This is a genomic window from Exiguobacterium sp. HSB13, assembly GCF_056764755.1.
The window spans coordinates 1,627,668-1,642,742 of record NZ_JBUZOM010000001.1 but is presented as its reverse complement, the minus strand read 5'-3'; the positions used below and the strand labels follow the sequence as shown (position 1 = coordinate 1,642,742).

General features: G+C 46.7%; 12 protein-coding genes. 11 read left to right on the top strand and 1 reads right to left on the bottom strand.

The genetic code is table 11. The features are described 5' to 3' along the window. Positions 1-35 precede the first annotated feature (35 nt). The 6 genes from pyk to ACZGCQ_RS08730 all read left to right on the top strand — a co-directional run bounded on the left by pyk (position 36) and on the right by ACZGCQ_RS08730 (position 7,546). Entirely contained in the window at positions 36-1,784 is a 1,749-nt protein-coding gene (gene pyk, locus ACZGCQ_RS08755; RefSeq protein ID WP_481266038.1) for a pyruvate kinase, read from the top strand. Positions 1,785-1,843: 59 nt separating this feature from the next. Then, positions 1,844-2,314 carry a DUF441 domain-containing protein gene (locus tag ACZGCQ_RS08750; protein ID WP_023469036.1) on the top strand — a complete coding sequence of 157 codons (471 nt, stop codon included), beginning with the start codon at positions 1,844-1,846 and terminating at the stop codon, positions 2,312-2,314. Positions 2,315-2,532: 218 nt separating this feature from the next. Then, positions 2,533-3,645 (top strand): citrate synthase, encoded by a 1,113-nt coding sequence (gene citZ / locus ACZGCQ_RS08745; protein WP_047393546.1) that lies wholly within the window; start codon positions 2,533-2,535, stop codon positions 3,643-3,645. A gap of 71 nt (positions 3,646-3,716) precedes the next feature. Continuing rightward, the gene (gene icd / locus ACZGCQ_RS08740; RefSeq protein ID WP_050677651.1) at positions 3,717-4,991 is read left to right on the top strand and encodes an NADP-dependent isocitrate dehydrogenase; all 1,275 of its coding nucleotides are present in this window, start codon (positions 3,717-3,719) and stop codon (positions 4,989-4,991) included. A gap of 22 nt (positions 4,992-5,013) precedes the next feature. Beyond that, complete coding sequence (gene mdh, locus ACZGCQ_RS08735; RefSeq protein ID WP_481266037.1) at positions 5,014-5,952, top strand: malate dehydrogenase; 939 nt, start codon at positions 5,014-5,016, stop codon at positions 5,950-5,952. Between the two features lie 454 nt (positions 5,953-6,406). Further along, positions 6,407-7,546: a zinc-dependent alcohol dehydrogenase gene (locus ACZGCQ_RS08730; protein ID WP_481266036.1), complete on the top strand. Its 1,140-nt coding sequence runs from the start codon at positions 6,407-6,409 to the stop codon at positions 7,544-7,546. A 54-nt stretch (positions 7,547-7,600) separates the two neighbouring features. Here the strand turns inward: ACZGCQ_RS08730 and ACZGCQ_RS08725 are convergent, their stop codons facing one another. After that, on the bottom strand, positions 7,601-8,026 hold the full coding sequence (locus tag ACZGCQ_RS08725; protein ID WP_029342330.1) for a divergent PAP2 family protein: 426 nt from the start codon (positions 8,024-8,026) through the stop codon (positions 7,601-7,603). A gap of 211 nt (positions 8,027-8,237) precedes the next feature. On the opposite strand from ACZGCQ_RS08725, the gene ACZGCQ_RS08720 reads away from it, so the two are divergent. The 5 genes from ACZGCQ_RS08720 (at position 8,238) to coaE (ending at position 14,937) form a co-directional block, all read left to right on the top strand. Then, the gene (locus ACZGCQ_RS08720) at positions 8,238-8,957 is read left to right on the top strand and encodes a response regulator transcription factor (protein WP_029342329.1); all 720 of its coding nucleotides are present in this window, start codon (positions 8,238-8,240) and stop codon (positions 8,955-8,957) included. Beyond that, positions 8,954-10,687: a two-component system histidine kinase PnpS gene (gene pnpS, locus ACZGCQ_RS08715; RefSeq protein ID WP_481266035.1), complete on the top strand. Its 1,734-nt coding sequence runs from the start codon at positions 8,954-8,956 to the stop codon at positions 10,685-10,687. The genes ACZGCQ_RS08720 and pnpS overlap by 4 nt, the downstream gene beginning before the upstream one ends. 212 nt (positions 10,688-10,899) lie before the next feature. After that, positions 10,900-13,497 carry a DNA polymerase I gene (gene polA, locus ACZGCQ_RS08710; protein ID WP_481266034.1) on the top strand — a complete coding sequence of 866 codons (2,598 nt, stop codon included), beginning with the start codon at positions 10,900-10,902 and terminating at the stop codon, positions 13,495-13,497. A gap of 16 nt (positions 13,498-13,513) precedes the next feature. Then, positions 13,514-14,344 carry a DNA-formamidopyrimidine glycosylase gene (gene mutM / locus ACZGCQ_RS08705; RefSeq protein ID WP_035396555.1) on the top strand — a complete coding sequence of 277 codons (831 nt, stop codon included), beginning with the start codon at positions 13,514-13,516 and terminating at the stop codon, positions 14,342-14,344. Next, on the top strand, positions 14,323-14,937 hold the full coding sequence (gene coaE / locus ACZGCQ_RS08700; protein WP_481266033.1) for a dephospho-CoA kinase: 615 nt from the start codon (positions 14,323-14,325) through the stop codon (positions 14,935-14,937). Before mutM ends, coaE begins: the two co-directional genes overlap by 22 nt. Positions 14,938-15,075: the final 138 nt, after the last annotated feature.

The following is a 15,075-nucleotide window of genomic DNA, read 5'->3' as shown; positions in this document are numbered from 1 at the left end:
GAACTTGGCCAAACACCGTAGGAGGTTTATGGAATATGCGTAGAACTAAAATTGTATGTACGATTGGACCGGCGTCAGAAAAACGTCTTCCAGAAATGATCGAAGCAGGTATGAACGTCGCTCGTTTGAACTTCTCACACGGCGATTATGAAGAGCACGGTGCACGAATCACGGATATCCGTCGTGCAGCAGAAGAAGCAAACAAAATCGTTACGATTCTTCTCGATACGAAAGGTCCGGAAATCCGTACACATTCGTTTGAAGAAGGAAAAGCGCTTCTCGAACGTGGACAAGAAGTCATCATCGTCAGTGGTGATGCAAACGAAATCGTCGGAACGAAAGATAAATTTTCTGTCACATACGAAGGACTTTACGATGATGTTGAAGTCGGTTCGATGATCATGCTTGATGATGGTCTCATCGGTCTTCGTGTCACTGAAAAACTTCCGAACCGTGAGCTTCGTTGTTCAATCGAAAACGAAGGCGTCATCAAGACGAAAAAAGGCGTTAACTTGCCAAACGTGAAGGTTAACCTTCCTGCTTTGACAGAAAAAGATATCGCTGATATCGAGTTCGGTATCAAGAGCGATATCGATTTGATCGCGGCATCTTTCGTACGCCGTGCGTCAGACGTCGTTGCGATTCGTCAATTGCTTGAGAAAAACAACGCGAGCCACATCAAGATCTTCCCGAAAATCGAGAACCAAGAAGGTGTCGATAACATCGAAGAAATCCTTGCGATTTCGGACGGTTTGATGGTAGCGCGTGGTGACCTCGGTATCGAGATCCCAACGGAAGAAGTCACGCCAACTCAAAAAGACTTGATCAAGCTTTGTAACGACTTTGGTAAACCAGTCATTACAGCAACACAAATGCTTGACTCGATGCAACGTTTCCCACGTCCAACACGTGCTGAAGCATCAGACGTCGCGAACGCAATTCTTGATGGTACAGATGCAATCATGCTTTCAGGTGAGACAGCAGCAGGGGACTACCCAATCGAATCTGTCCAAATGATGCACTCGATCGCAAAACGTACAGAAAAAATGCTCGACTACAAGCTCTTGTTGAAAGATCGTCAGACGCGTAGTGAGCACACAGTAACGGATGCGATCGCTCAAGCGGTTACGCACACTGCAATCAACTTGGACGCAAAAGCAATCTTGACACCGACACAATCGGGTTACACGGCTGCACGTATCTCGAAATACCGTCCGGAGCCGAACATCGTTGCGGTTACACCAAGCGCACGTGTCGCACGTCAGTTGAACATCGTATGGGGCGTGTACCCAATCGTCGTTGATCATCTTTCAGACAACACGGATGACATGTTGACACTTGCTGCGGACACAGCAAAAGACGCTGGTTTCGTCACAGATGGTGATCTCGTCGTCATCTCAGCAGGTATCCCTGCTTTGACTGCTGGTACAACGAACATGTTGAAAATCCACATCGTCGGTAAAGAGATCGCAAACGGTCGTGGGATCGGTGAACGTGGAGTCGTTGGCGAAGTCGTCATCGCAAACAACGCTGAGGAAGCAAACTCTAAAGCGAAGCCAGGCATGATTCTCGTTACGAACTCAACAGATCGTGACATGATGCCTGCAATCGAGATGGCTGCAGCGATGATCACAGTTGATGGCGGATTGACAAGCCATGCTGGAATCGTTGGACCATCACTCGGTAAACCAGTCATCGTTGGTGTCGAAGATGCATTGACAGTCTTCAAAGACGGTCAAATGATCTCAATCGATCCATTGACAGGTAAACTATATAACGCATAATCCATTCATGACGGACGTGACTTAGGTCATGTCCGTCTTTTTTTGTATGAGGAGGACGTATGGAAGCTTATCTTTTTTTGATTGCCCTCGTCTTCATCGGGGTCATCGCACAAAATAAATCATTAATCATTGCTGCAGCCTTCCTGCTGATCATCAAGGCAATCGGGCTGGATGGTAGACTGTTTCCTTCCTTGCAGGCAAAAGGAATAACGTGGGGCGTCACATTGATCACGGCAGCGATCCTCGTACCGATTGCAGCAGGGGATATCGGATTTAAGGAGTTGCTCCAAAGTATTCGGGGACATATCGGCATCATCTCATTTTTATCAGGAATTTTTGTTGCAATCGTCGCGGCACACGGTGTTGGACTGATGAAAGAAGATCCACTCGTGACGACAGCTTTGCTAGCTGGAACGATTCTTGCAGTCGGACTTTTCCGTGGGGTACCGGTCGGACCATTGATTGGTGCTGGAATCGCGGCGCTCGTCATCGGAATGTGGGATGTCATCGCAAAAGCGTTCACAGGATGAGCCGAATCAGCAAAGTAACTGAATTAATTTTTTGATAATAGTATGCAAGTTCATTCACTTTTTGGGTATTTTTGTTTATACTAAGAACAGAAACAAGATGGTCTATTCAAGAGTACAGCGCTACAAGCATGGGGAACGACTCTTGAGTGGACGTCTTTTTTTCAATACGGAAATGAAAGCGTTTTAAATTTCTGGGGAAAAAAAGGGGGATTATTGTCATGACGCAAACTAAAGGTTTAGAAGGAATCGTCGCGACTTCATCGAAAATCAGTTCGATCATCGATGGTCAATTGACGTATGGCGGTTATACGATTGATGATTTGGCGGAGCACGCCTCATTTGAGGAAGTCGTCTTCTTATTGTGGAACGACCGTCTACCAAAAGAAGAGGAATTGAAGCAACTATCGGAAGCACTCATTTCCGAAGCAACGGTTGCGACTGCCGTTCTTGAAACGATGAAGGCAGCACCGAAGTCGGCGAATGCGATGGCGACGATTCGAACAGCGCTCTCTCAACTCGCGCTTTACGATGAGACATCGGAAGATATGTCGACTGAGGCGAATTACGCTAAAGCCATCAAATTACAGGCACAAATCGCAACACTCGTCACAGCTTACGCTCGTATCAAAAAAGGACAAGAGCCGATTGCACCTAAAGCAGGTCTTTCATACGCAGGAAATTTCTTGTTCATGTTGACGGGTGAAGAGCCAACGGAAGTTGCAGAAAAAGCCTTTAACCAAGCGCTCGTTCTTCACGCTGACCACGAGTTGAACGCTTCGACGTTCACGGCACGCGTTTGTGTCGCGACACTCTCTGACGTCTACTCAGGTGTGACGGCAGCGATGGGCGCGTTAAAAGGACCACTTCACGGTGGCGCGAACGAAGCCGTCATGAAGATGTTGTTAGAAATTGATTCGGTTGAAAAGGTTGACGAGTATGTTCATAATAAACTTGAGAACAAGCAAAAAATCATGGGCTTCGGTCACCGTGTCTACAAGGACGGCGACCCACGTGCGAAGCATCTTCAAGAAATGAGCCGTCAGCTGACTGCTCAAATCGGGGAGCCGAAATGGTATGAGATGTCAGTTAAGATCGACGAAATCGTCCAATCGGAAAAAGGATTGAAACCAAATGTTGATTTCTATTCCGCTTCTACGTACCATGCACTTGGACTTGATACAGAACTATTCACTCCAATCTTTGCAGTAAGTCGGATGTCAGGTTGGTTGGCGCACATTTTAGAGCAGTATAGCGATAACCGTCTGATTCGCCCGCGTGCAGACTACACGGGTGAAACGCACCGGACATACGTGTCCATCGAAGAACGTTAAAAGGACGGGGAGGAGCAATCCTCTCCTGATTTTTGATGTAGATTACAATTACTTAAGGGGGATTTTTAGACATGGCTACACTTCAAGGCGAAAACATCACAGTAACTAACGGTACACTTCAAGTTCCAAACGCTCCAATCATTCCGTTCATCATTGGTGACGGAACAGGACCTGACATCTGGAACGCAGCTGTACGTGTGTTTGATGCAGCAGTTGAAAAAGCATACAACGGTGAGAAGAAAATCGAATGGAAAGAAGTCTACGCTGGTGAAAAAGCATTCAACAAAACAGGCAACTGGTTACCAGAAGAGACACTCGATCTCATCCGTGAGCACATCATCGCAATCAAAGGACCACTTACGACACCAGTCGGCGGCGGAATCCGTTCGTTGAACGTTGCTCTACGTCAAGAGCTTGATTTGTACACATGTCTTCGTCCAGTTCGTTACTTCACAGGTGTTCCTTCACCGGTTAAACGCCCAGAAGATACAGACATGGTCATCTTCCGTGAAAATACTGAAGACATCTACGCAGGAATTGAATACGCAGAAGGCAGCGAAGGCGCTGCAAAACTGCTTGAGTTCCTTCAAAACGAAATGGGTGTCAATAAAATCCGCTTCCCTGAGACATCTGGTCTTGGAATCAAACCGATTTCAAAAGAGGGAACAGAACGCCTTGTTCGTGCAGCAATCGAATACGCACTCGAAAACAAACGTGCTTCATTGACGCTCGTTCATAAAGGAAACATCATGAAGTTCACTGAGGGTGCTTTCAAAAACTGGGGCTATGAACTTGCTGAGCGTGAATACGCAGAGCACGTCTTCACTTGGAACCAGTACGATCGCATCAAGGAAGAAGAAGGAACAGATGCTGCGAACAAAGCACAAGCAGACGCAGAAGCTGCTGGTAAGTTGATCGTAAAAGATTCAATCGCTGATATCTTCTTACAACAAATCTTGACTCGTCCAAAAGAGTTCGATGTCGTTGCGACAATGAACTTGAACGGTGACTACATCTCGGATGCACTTGCTGCACAAGTCGGTGGTATCGGAATCGCACCTGGAGCAAACATCAACTACATGACAGGTCACGCAATCTTTGAAGCAACTCACGGTACAGCACCGAAATACGCTGGACTTGATAAAGTAAACCCATCGTCTGTCATCTTGTCAGGCGAAATGATGTTCCGTCACCTCGGCTGGAACGAAGCAGCAGATCTCATCATCAAATCGATGGAAACATCGATTGAATCGAAAGTCGTCACATACGACTTTGCACGTCTCATGGATGGTGCGACTGAAGTGAAGTGTTCTGAATTCGCGGACGAACTCATCAAAAACATGTAATCCGATCAGGAGGAATGAGTCGATGAACAGACGGAAGAAGATCGCAGTCATAGGAAGTGGCTTTACAGGAGCGACGACGGCACTCTATCTTGCCCAGCAAGAGCTAGGTGATGTCGTCCTCGTCGACCGACCAGAGCAAGAGAATCCGACGAAAGGAAAGGCGCTCGATATGCAAGAAGCAGCGCCGATCCTCGGGTTTGATGCTTCGGTAAAAGGGACATCGGATTATGCAGACATTAAAGGTGCAGATATCGTCGTCATCACTGCCGGTATCGCTCGGAAGCCAGGCATGAGCCGCGAAGATCTCGTAAGTACGAATGCTGCCGTCATGACAGCTGTGACGAAGGAAGTCGTAGCGCATGCGCCGGAATCGATCATCATCGTTCTGACGAACCCTGTCGATGCGATGACGTATACGGTCTATCGAGCATCTGGTTTTCCAAAAGAGCGTGTCATTGGTCAATCCGGTGTCCTCGACACGGCACGCTTCCGGACATTCTTAGCAGAGGAACTGAACGTTTCTGTAAAGGATGTATCGGGATTCGTACTCGGAGGACACGGAGATGATATGGTACCGCTACTGCGCTATTCTCAGGCGGGAGGAATCCCAATCGAGAAGCTCGTATCGAAAGAACGACTGGATGCGATCGTTGACCGGACCCGTAAAGGCGGCGGTGAAATCGTTCAGTTACTCGGAAACGGCTCCGCTTATTACGCGCCAGCAGCGGCAATCGCTGAGATGGTCGAAGCGATCTTGAAGGACCAGCGACGTATTCTTCCGGCAATCGCTTACCTCGAAGGTGAATACGGATATGACGATATGTATTTCGGCGTACCTGTCATTCTCGGCGGAAACGGTGTCGAGCATATCTATGAACTCGAACTGACGACTGAGGAGCAAGAGGCTTTGAATCGCTCTGCCTCTACTGTCCGCTCTGTACTCGACTTATTAAAATCCTGAATTTAAAAAGACGAACTTGTCACTTTCGACAAGTTCGTCTTTTTTGTCTCGTCATAACCGATGAGGAGAAGCATAGTGCGATAACTTAGCATACCAAGGACAGAATAGTATGAGAAGGAACGTCAGCCAAGGAACCAAATAACCAATCCGGAGGAAGTGACCTTGATGCTCCATATGTAGGTGTTGCGGATTCTGACAGTGTGGACAAGGTAATCCATGAGCGGACCATATCAAACGATAGATTGTTCGGGCAGACCAATTTTGACGACAAACGGTACAGCGTGCCACGCGGGTGCCTCCTTTTATTCCTGTGCTAATTGCGTAGAATGTCTTATTTCATAGCATACGATACATGTAGGAGAAAAGTTCCAATTTCAATAAACATGTAGAGGAAATGCTAGTATTAGGGTAAGGACAAAGGTATGTCATTCTATTCCACTAAGGGGGATTTTACATGCGCGCCGTAACGTACCAAGGAACAAAAGATGTCCAAGTCAAGCAAGTAAAGGATCCATCGATTGAAAAAAACGATGACATCATCGTAAAAATCACATCGACTGCCATTTGTGGTTCGGATCTACACATCTATCAGGGGAATATGCCGGCTCACAAAGACTATGTCATTGGTCATGAACCGATGGGCATCGTTGAAGAAGTGGGACCAGCTGTGACGAAAGTCAAGCGAGGAGACCGCGTCGTGTTACCGTTTAACGTTGCTTGTGGTCACTGTTTCTTTTGTGAACATGATATGGAGAGCCAATGTGATAACTCGAACGGAAATCCCCATGTCGATACAGGTGGGTACTTCGGTTTTACAGAAGAGTTTGGTGGACATCCCGGTGGTCAGGCGGAATATTTAAAAGTTCCGTTCGGAAATTTCATGCCACTTGTGATTCCTGAATCGTGTGAACTGGAAGATGAGGCATTATTGTTCTTATCTGACGTTTTACCTACGGCGTATTGGAGCGTCTTGCATGCGGGTGTGAAAAAAGGAGATACGGTCGTCGTACTCGGATCAGGACCAGTTGGACTAATGACACAAAAATTTGCATGGATGCAAGGGGCAAAGCGAGTCATTGCGGTGGATGATCAAGTGTATCGATTAAATCATGCCAAAGTCACGAATAAAGTCGAGACAGTGAATTTCTCAGATCACGCAGAAAGTGGTGCGTATATTAAAGAGCTGACACAGGGTGGGGCAGACGTCGTCATTGATTGTGTCGGTTTTGATGGGAAGATGTCCCCTGTAGAAAAAATTGAACAAAAGATTGGTCTGCAAGGTGGAACGTTGAGTGCCATTGATATTGCAAAGGATGCTGTCCGGAAATTTGGTACTGTACAGTTGACGGGCGTCTATGCTAAGAAATATAATCAGTTCCCGCTTGGCGATTTCTTTACCCGAAATATTACGCTGAAAATGGGACAAGCACCAGTCGTCCATTTAATGCCGGAACTGTTCCAGAAAATCATCAACAAGGAATTTGATCCAACAGATATCGTAACGCACCAAGTCGCACTAGATGATGCTGCGTCTGCCTATCAGACATTCAATGATCGGACAGATGGATGTATCAAGGTCGTCTTAAAACCATAAGCTATCTCATACTCAAACAGCCCATCCGATTTTGGATGGGCTGTTGTACATCAATTAAAAGAACAAGACGGGCCATAGAAGACCGACGGCTAGTCCGAGCAGGAGACCAACGAACACTTGAAACTCGGTATGACCAACGAGCTCATTCAGGAGAGGAGTCTCATGGCGAATCCCTTTAAAATAATCATTGAGTAGTTTTGCCTGAACACCGACAGCTTGCCGGACACCTGTCGCATCATACATGATGATCGTCGCAAAGATGACGGCCAGTGCAAAAATCGATGATGAGAACCCCTCCTGAAAACCGATGACAACGGCTAGAGCGACGACAGTCGAACTATGTGAACTAGGCATACCACCGGAAGCAAACATGATTTCCAGGTCGAACTTTCGTGTCCGTACCAAACTTGTGACAAGCTTCGCTGCTTGAGCGATAAACCATGCCGTAATGGCTGCAAAAAGGGGATGATTCCATTCCATACATTCTACCTCCTACAATTAACGATATGTATTGATTCCCCGTTTTATTAGCTTTTACACGAACGATCTAGTTGGATTCGGCATCTCCTTTAAAGATTATGTAAAGAAACAGCAGAAAGATTTGTGATTTTCCTGTGAAAGTCGGTAAGATGAAGACAGACGAAGCGGATTCCACGGAATTCCTCATTCGAAAGAACGAAACTTGAGGGGGATGCAAGGTTTGAAAGATAAAATTATCGTGGTAGATGATGAATTGTCAATCGCAACACTATTAAAGTTTAATCTAGAACAGGCTGGTTTCGTCGTCGAAACGGCACATGATGGGATGTCAGGTTTAAAATTAGCGGAAAAGCAAGATGCCGCATTGATTGTACTAGATCTCATGTTGCCGGAACTCGATGGTCTGGAAGTATGTAAACGGCTACGCCAACAGAAAATCAATACGCCGATCTTGATGCTGACAGCAAAGGATGATGAGTTCGATAAAGTCCTTGGTCTTGAACTCGGTGCGGATGATTATCTGACAAAACCCTTTAGCCCACGTGAAGTCGTCGCCCGTGTGAAAGCAATTTTACGACGAATGAGTCATCAGACAACCCCTTCGGAAGAAGTGACGGATGGAACGATTCTGATTGGTGATGTCAAAATCGTTCCAGATAACTATGAAGCTTTCAAAGCAGAAGAGCGTCTTGAACTAACACCTAAAGAATTCGAACTGCTCGTATACCTTGCTAAAAATAAGGGACGTGTCCTGACACGAGATCAACTGTTATCCGCAATCTGGAACTATGATTTCGTCGGTGATACACGAATCGTGGATGTGCATATTAGTCATGTCCGTGAAAAAATCGAGCCGAATACGAAAAAACCGATTTATATCAAAACAATTCGTGGTCTCGGGTATAAGATGGAGGAGCCGAAATCGGAATGAGTAAGTATCGCAAGCGATTTATCTTTAAAATGTTTTCGTTCATCAGTCTCGTGCTGATTGCACTCGGTTTCTTACTTGGACAATCCTTCAAGGAGTTCTATGTCCAAAATGAAAAAGAAAAATTGATGGATGAGACTTCTCTTGTTGAGACGATCTTACAAGGGCGTGATCTTTCTGAGATGGCCCAGTATGTGAATCAATTGTACGCTGAATCGAACTTCGACATGATTTTATTCAATGGTCGGGGTGAAATCATTGCCGGTACACCGGTTGATGTGACGAAACTGAAAGTCGCGACCCTCAATTTTTCAGCGATTCCTGATGAAGGGACGTTTGAATCGAAAACAGATGATAGTGTCGTTCAATTCACGAAGCCTGTTCCGACAGCGGACGGCGGTGAGGTGTATGTCAGTTTCATTCGTTATGCAAAAGACTTGAACGTCATTTATTCACGGATTTGGACGGTCATCATCCTTTCTCTCGTTGCGTCGTTATTGGTTATCTTCTTGACGATTTACCGTTCGACGAAACGATTCCTTCGACCAATCGCGGAGGCAACCGATGTCCTGCACGAACTATCGCATGGAAATTACAAGTCCCGTGTCTACGAATTATCGGCACCCGATGAATCACGCGATTTAGGGCGCTCCATCAATCTATTAGCGCGCAATCTCGAGAACGCATCGTCTGGTGAAGCGATGCAACGGGCACGTCTCGAATCCTTGATCGAGTACATGGGAGCTGGTCTCATGCTGATTGATGAGAAGGGCTATGTCCTACTCGTCAACCGAACGTACCGAGAAATGTTCAACATTCATGAACCGTCTAGCGGGAAGCTGTACTATCGTGTACTTCCAAACGAAAAGATGAGCCAGGTGATTGAAGATGTCTATCTGACGGAAAAACCGAACCGGAAACAATCGAGTGTCCGATTCGGCATCAACAGTCGGACATTCATGGTCAGTGCTGCTCCGATTTTCGATAAGAACGGTCGAGTGCAGGGAACGACCGTCGTCTTTAACGACATCACGGAAATCAAAAAGCTGGAACAGATGCGTAAAGATTTCGTTGCGAATGTCAGCCACGAATTAAAGACACCATTGACGTCCATTAAAGGATTTGCGGAAACGTTACTCGATGGTGCACAAGATGTTCCGGAAATCCGAGAGCAGTTCTTACGGATCATCCACGATGAATCGGAACGGATGCAAACATTGGTGGAAGACTTGCTCGAGCTTTCTCGTTTAGAACAAGATAACTATCAGCTCGAGACCGCAATCGTTGATGTGACGAGTCTCGTTCGGGAAACTGCAGCACTCCTGCACCGACGAGCAACAGAAAAAGAGATGACGATTCATATCGAAACGGAAGAAGAAGTCTTCATTCGGGCAGATCTGAATCGATTAAAACAGGTCGTCGTCAACTTGGTTGCGAATGCGCTGAATTATACGCCAAATGGTGGCAACGTCTGGATTCAGCTCGAGGATGGAGAAGAGTCTGTCCAACTCATCATCAAAGATGACGGAATTGGTATTCATCCAAAAGAAACTCAACGGATCTTCGAACGTTTCTATCGCGTCGATAAGGCACGAAGCCGCAATTCCGGGGGAACCGGTCTTGGACTGGCCATTGTGAAACACATCGTCGACCTCCATCACGGCGAGATTGAAATCGAATCGGAAGAGCAAAAAGGAACGACATTTACGATTCGTTTACCAAAACATGGCTGAATTTCACAGTAGATTCACATTTCCTTAATAGACATATCTTATGATGAAAGTACCTTCTTCATCATCTGTATGGCGACTGGATCAGCTCCCATGTCGTCATGCCCTTGGCGGTTGACTCCCCGTGAGTCAATCGTCTTTTTTTGGTCATTTTTAGCGAACAAATGTGTGTAGAGTGATACAATAGGAACAGAAAATCGATTAAAGGGGCGTAGATGATGGAAAATAAATTGCTATTGATTGATGGGAACTCGTTGACCTATCGGGCGTTTTTCGCCTTACCACCAATGACGGATGCACAGGGACGAAATACGAATGCAGCATATGGTTTTACGATGATGTTATTGAAGTTGCTCGAGGAAGAACAACCGACCCATATGCTCGTTGCCTTCGATGCTTCGAGTGAAACGTTCCGTCATGATGTCTATCAGGAGTATAAGGGAAGTCGGGAAAAGACACCGTCCGAACTACGTGAGCAATTCCCGATTGTCCGGGATATCTGTGAAGCGCTCGGTATTCAAATGATGGAACTCCATCGTTATGAGGCAGATGATTTGATCGGTACGCTCGCACGAACGATGCCGACGGATCGGACGCGGATCGTCACAGGTGATAAAGATTTACTTCAACTTGTCACGGATAAGGTCGAAGTCTTAATCACGAAGCGTGGGATCACGGACGTCCAGTGCATGACGGAGGAACTGTTCGCTGAGACGTACGGTGGTCTTAAACCGATTCAAATGATTGATCTGAAAGGATTAATGGGGGATAAGTCGGATAATATTCCAGGGATTCCTGGGATTGGTGAAAAGACGGCGGTTAAACTGATTTCGGCATATGGTTCTGTCGAAGGACTGTATGAGCACGTCGAGGACTTAAAAGGGAAGCAGAAGGAAAAAGTCATCGCGAACGAAGAGTTAGCACGACTATCGAAAGAACTTGCGACAATTAAAGTCGATGTCCCGCTCGAGACGACGCTAGATGATTTGCAAATTCGCGACGTTGATACCCAAGTTCCTTATTCGTTGTTCCAGTCGCTCGGCTTCAAGTCGTTGACGAATCGATTCGCCCCTGTCGTCAAAGAAGAGGATAAAGAGCAGTTGAACGTCGTGACGATCACGTCACTTCCTGAAGACGTTACCGATGCGGTGTTGCTTGCTGAACAGCTGCGAGAGGATTACATGGAAGAGGACATCATCGGGTTTGCGATCGCAACGCCTGACACGATCTATGTTGCTGCCCCAACGCTCGTCGAGGATCCCGCATTCCGCCAATGGATCGAGTCGGAACATCGGAAGATTTGTCTCGATGCCAAACAAGTCGCATTCGCGTTGCGTAAGCACGGCTTAACCTTAAACGGTTATGAGGATCTGTTATTAGCGGGTTACTTATTGAACTTAAGTGGCGGCACGACGCTCGCTTCAATTGCTGGTCATTATGCATTGATGGCACCGAACGAAGAAGCAGTCCTCGGTAAGGGAGCCAAACGTCTAGCCCCAGCGGATGACGTATTACATCCTTATCTTGCAGAAAAGGCACGGATGATCGAGTTATTGTTCCCGAAAGTCCGGGAAGAGTTGAAGGCGAATCAGCAATATGAGCTGTATGAAACACTAGAGCGTCCATTGTCAGGTGTCCTCGCTGAGATGGAGTGGACCGGGATTCGTGTCGACGTCGCGACGCTCCAGTCGATGCAAGCAGACCTTGCCGGGCGTCTTACAGAACTTGAGACATTGGTCTTTGAAGCGGCAGGTGAGTCGTTCAATATCAATTCACCGAAACAACTTGGTGTGATTCTGTTTGAAAAACTCGAACTACCCGCCTTCAAGAAAACAAAGACCGGCTACTCGACTGCCGCAGACGTTCTTGAAAAACTACGCCCATTGCATCCGGTCATCGATCACATCATGTTGTACCGGGAGCTCCAAAAATTACAGTCGACGTATGTCGAAGGCTTACAAAAAGTTATCAAGGAAGACGGAAAGATTCATACCCGTTTTGCTCAGACGATTGCTCAGACAGGCCGTTTAAGTTCGGTCAATCCGAACCTTCAGAATATCCCGATTCGGATCGAAGAAGGACGGAAGATTCGAAAAGCCTTCGTTCCGAGTGAGGCAGGCTGGTCATTGTATGCTGCCGATTATTCACAAATCGAACTACGTGTCATGGCCGATATGTCGAAGGATCAGACGCTTGTCGATGCATTCTTACATGATGAGGATATCCATACTCAAACGGCAAGTAGTGTCTTTGGTGTTGAACCGGAGGATGTCACAGGAAATATGCGGCGTCAGGCGAAAGCCGTCAACTTCGGCATCATTTATGGAATCAGCGATTATGGACTGTCACAAAACTTGAACATCACGCGGAAGGAAGCACAATCGTTCATCGATCGTTATTTCGAGCTGTTCCCGCAAATCAAACAGTTCATGGATACGGCAATCGAGACGGCACGAGCGAATGGATTCGTCGAAACGTTGATGAACCGGCGCCGTAACATCCCGGATATCAATTCGAAAAACTTCAATTTACGTGGTTTTGCGGAACGTACGGCAATCAATACGCCGATTCAAGGTTCGGCTGCGGATATAATTAAAAAAGCGATGCTTGATGTGCATGCTGCCTTACAAGCATCGGATCTAAAAGCACGTTTGTTACTACAAGTACACGATGAATTGATTTTTGAAGCACCGGACGAAGAACTTGAAGCCTTACAAGCGCTTGTCAAACAAGCGATGGAGCAGACCGTCGAACTATCCGTGCCGTTACGCGTCGATGGGGGCGCAGGACATACGTGGTACGAAACGAAGTAAGCAAGGAGGAATAGACGTGCCTGAATTACCTGAAGTCGAGACCGTTCGCCGCAGTTTAGAACGTTCGGTCTCTGGAAAAACAGTCTCTTCCGTCAAAGTCTACCACCCGAAAATGATTCGGGGGATGGAAGTGGCACCATTTGCAGATGCCTTACATCAAGAACGGATCGAACGCGTCGAACGTCGCGGTAAGTTCCTACTCTTTGATTTTGATCGTTTTTATCTCGTCAGCCATTTGCGGATGGAAGGGAAGTACTTCCCGTATCCGCAACCGGTCGAGCGGGATAAACATACCCATGTCGTCTTCCGATTCACGGATGGTTCGGAGTTGCATTACAATGATGTCCGGAAGTTCGGAACGATGGAATTGCGTGATAAGGAAACAGCGATGCAGACTGCTCCACTGGCACAGCTGGAGCGTGAACCGTTTGATCCGGAGTTCACAGCAGAAGTGCTAGCAGAGAATTTAATTCGTAAAAAAAGAAGTCCAATCAAAACGGCATTGCTCGATCAGTCCATCTTCCTTGGTCTTGGTAACATCTATGTCGATGAGACCCTTCATGCGGCACGTGTCCATCCGTTGACGAAGGCTGGTGCCTTGACGCTTGATGATATTTCACGCATCCATCAAGCCGGTGTCGACGTCTTACGACAAGCGGTAGAAGCAGGGGGAAGTACGATCCGAAGTTATGTCTCACCTTCCGGAAAAGGTGAGTTTCAGCTTCAACTCGCGGTATATGGTCAAAAGGGCGAACCGTGTCCCCGTTGCGGCACTGCCATTGAAAAAATCAAAGTCGGCGGACGGGGAACGCACTTCTGTCCGACGTGCCAACAGGTCGCCTTATGAGGGTTGGTCTGACGGGCAGTATCGCTACCGGTAAAAGTACGGTTTCTAGCTATCTGAAGCAAAAAGAAATAGCGGTCATCGATGCGGATCTCGTTGCGCGAGAAGTCGTTGAGCCAGGAGGGCGAGCGTATGAAGCGGTCAAGATGGCGTTCCCGGAAGCATTCGAGGAGGGACGTCTCGTCCGTCCGAAACTCGGACAAATCATTTTTCAGGATAGCGAAAAACGACAACAGCTGAATCAGTTGATGCACCCAAGTATTCGACGGCAGATGCTTGATGAAGCAGATGCCTATGAACGTTCAGGACATTCGCTTGTCGTATTTGATATTCCGTTATTACTTGAAGGCGATTGGCGGACGCTGTTCGACCGTGTCGTAGTCGTTTATTGCCCAGAAGATATGCAGTTAAGACGATTGATGCAACGTAATGATCTATCGGAAGAAGAAGCATATGCACGTATTCATTCGCAACTTAGCATTGAACAGAAAAAAGAGCTCGCGGATGATGTGTTCTTCAATGATGGGAGTCTTGATTCGTTATATCAACAAATCGATAAATGGTTAGCGTTATATGACACTGGCAAGCATGAGTGACACATAAAAAGTTTGAAGTGAGAGAAGTTTCCATCTTCTCTCACTTTTTTTAGAGAACATAATGAAATCGCTTACATTTCATGATATAGTTCTATCTGTAAACGGAGCTACATCCGTCACATTGAAGGGGGATCCGCA

Coding starts and splice junctions, on each gene's coding strand:
- pnpS (WP_481266035.1), top strand. CDS start 8,954: ATGAGTAAGTATCGCAAGCGATTTATCTTTAAAATGTTTTCGTTCATC.
- ACZGCQ_RS08720 (WP_029342329.1), top strand. CDS start 8,238: ATGCAAGGTTTGAAAGATAAAATTATCGTGGTAGATGATGAATTGTCA.
- ACZGCQ_RS08725 (WP_029342330.1), bottom strand. CDS start 8,026: ATGGAATGGAATCATCCCCTTTTTGCAGCCATTACGGCATGGTTTATC.
- citZ (WP_047393546.1), top strand. CDS start 2,533: ATGACGCAAACTAAAGGTTTAGAAGGAATCGTCGCGACTTCATCGAAA.
- polA (WP_481266034.1), top strand. CDS start 10,900: ATGATGGAAAATAAATTGCTATTGATTGATGGGAACTCGTTGACCTAT.
- mdh (WP_481266037.1), top strand. CDS start 5,014: ATGAACAGACGGAAGAAGATCGCAGTCATAGGAAGTGGCTTTACAGGA.
- pyk (WP_481266038.1), top strand. CDS start 36: ATGCGTAGAACTAAAATTGTATGTACGATTGGACCGGCGTCAGAAAAA.
- icd (WP_050677651.1), top strand. CDS start 3,717: ATGGCTACACTTCAAGGCGAAAACATCACAGTAACTAACGGTACACTT.
- ACZGCQ_RS08730 (WP_481266036.1), top strand. CDS start 6,407: ATGCGCGCCGTAACGTACCAAGGAACAAAAGATGTCCAAGTCAAGCAA.
- ACZGCQ_RS08750 (WP_023469036.1), top strand. CDS start 1,844: ATGGAAGCTTATCTTTTTTTGATTGCCCTCGTCTTCATCGGGGTCATC.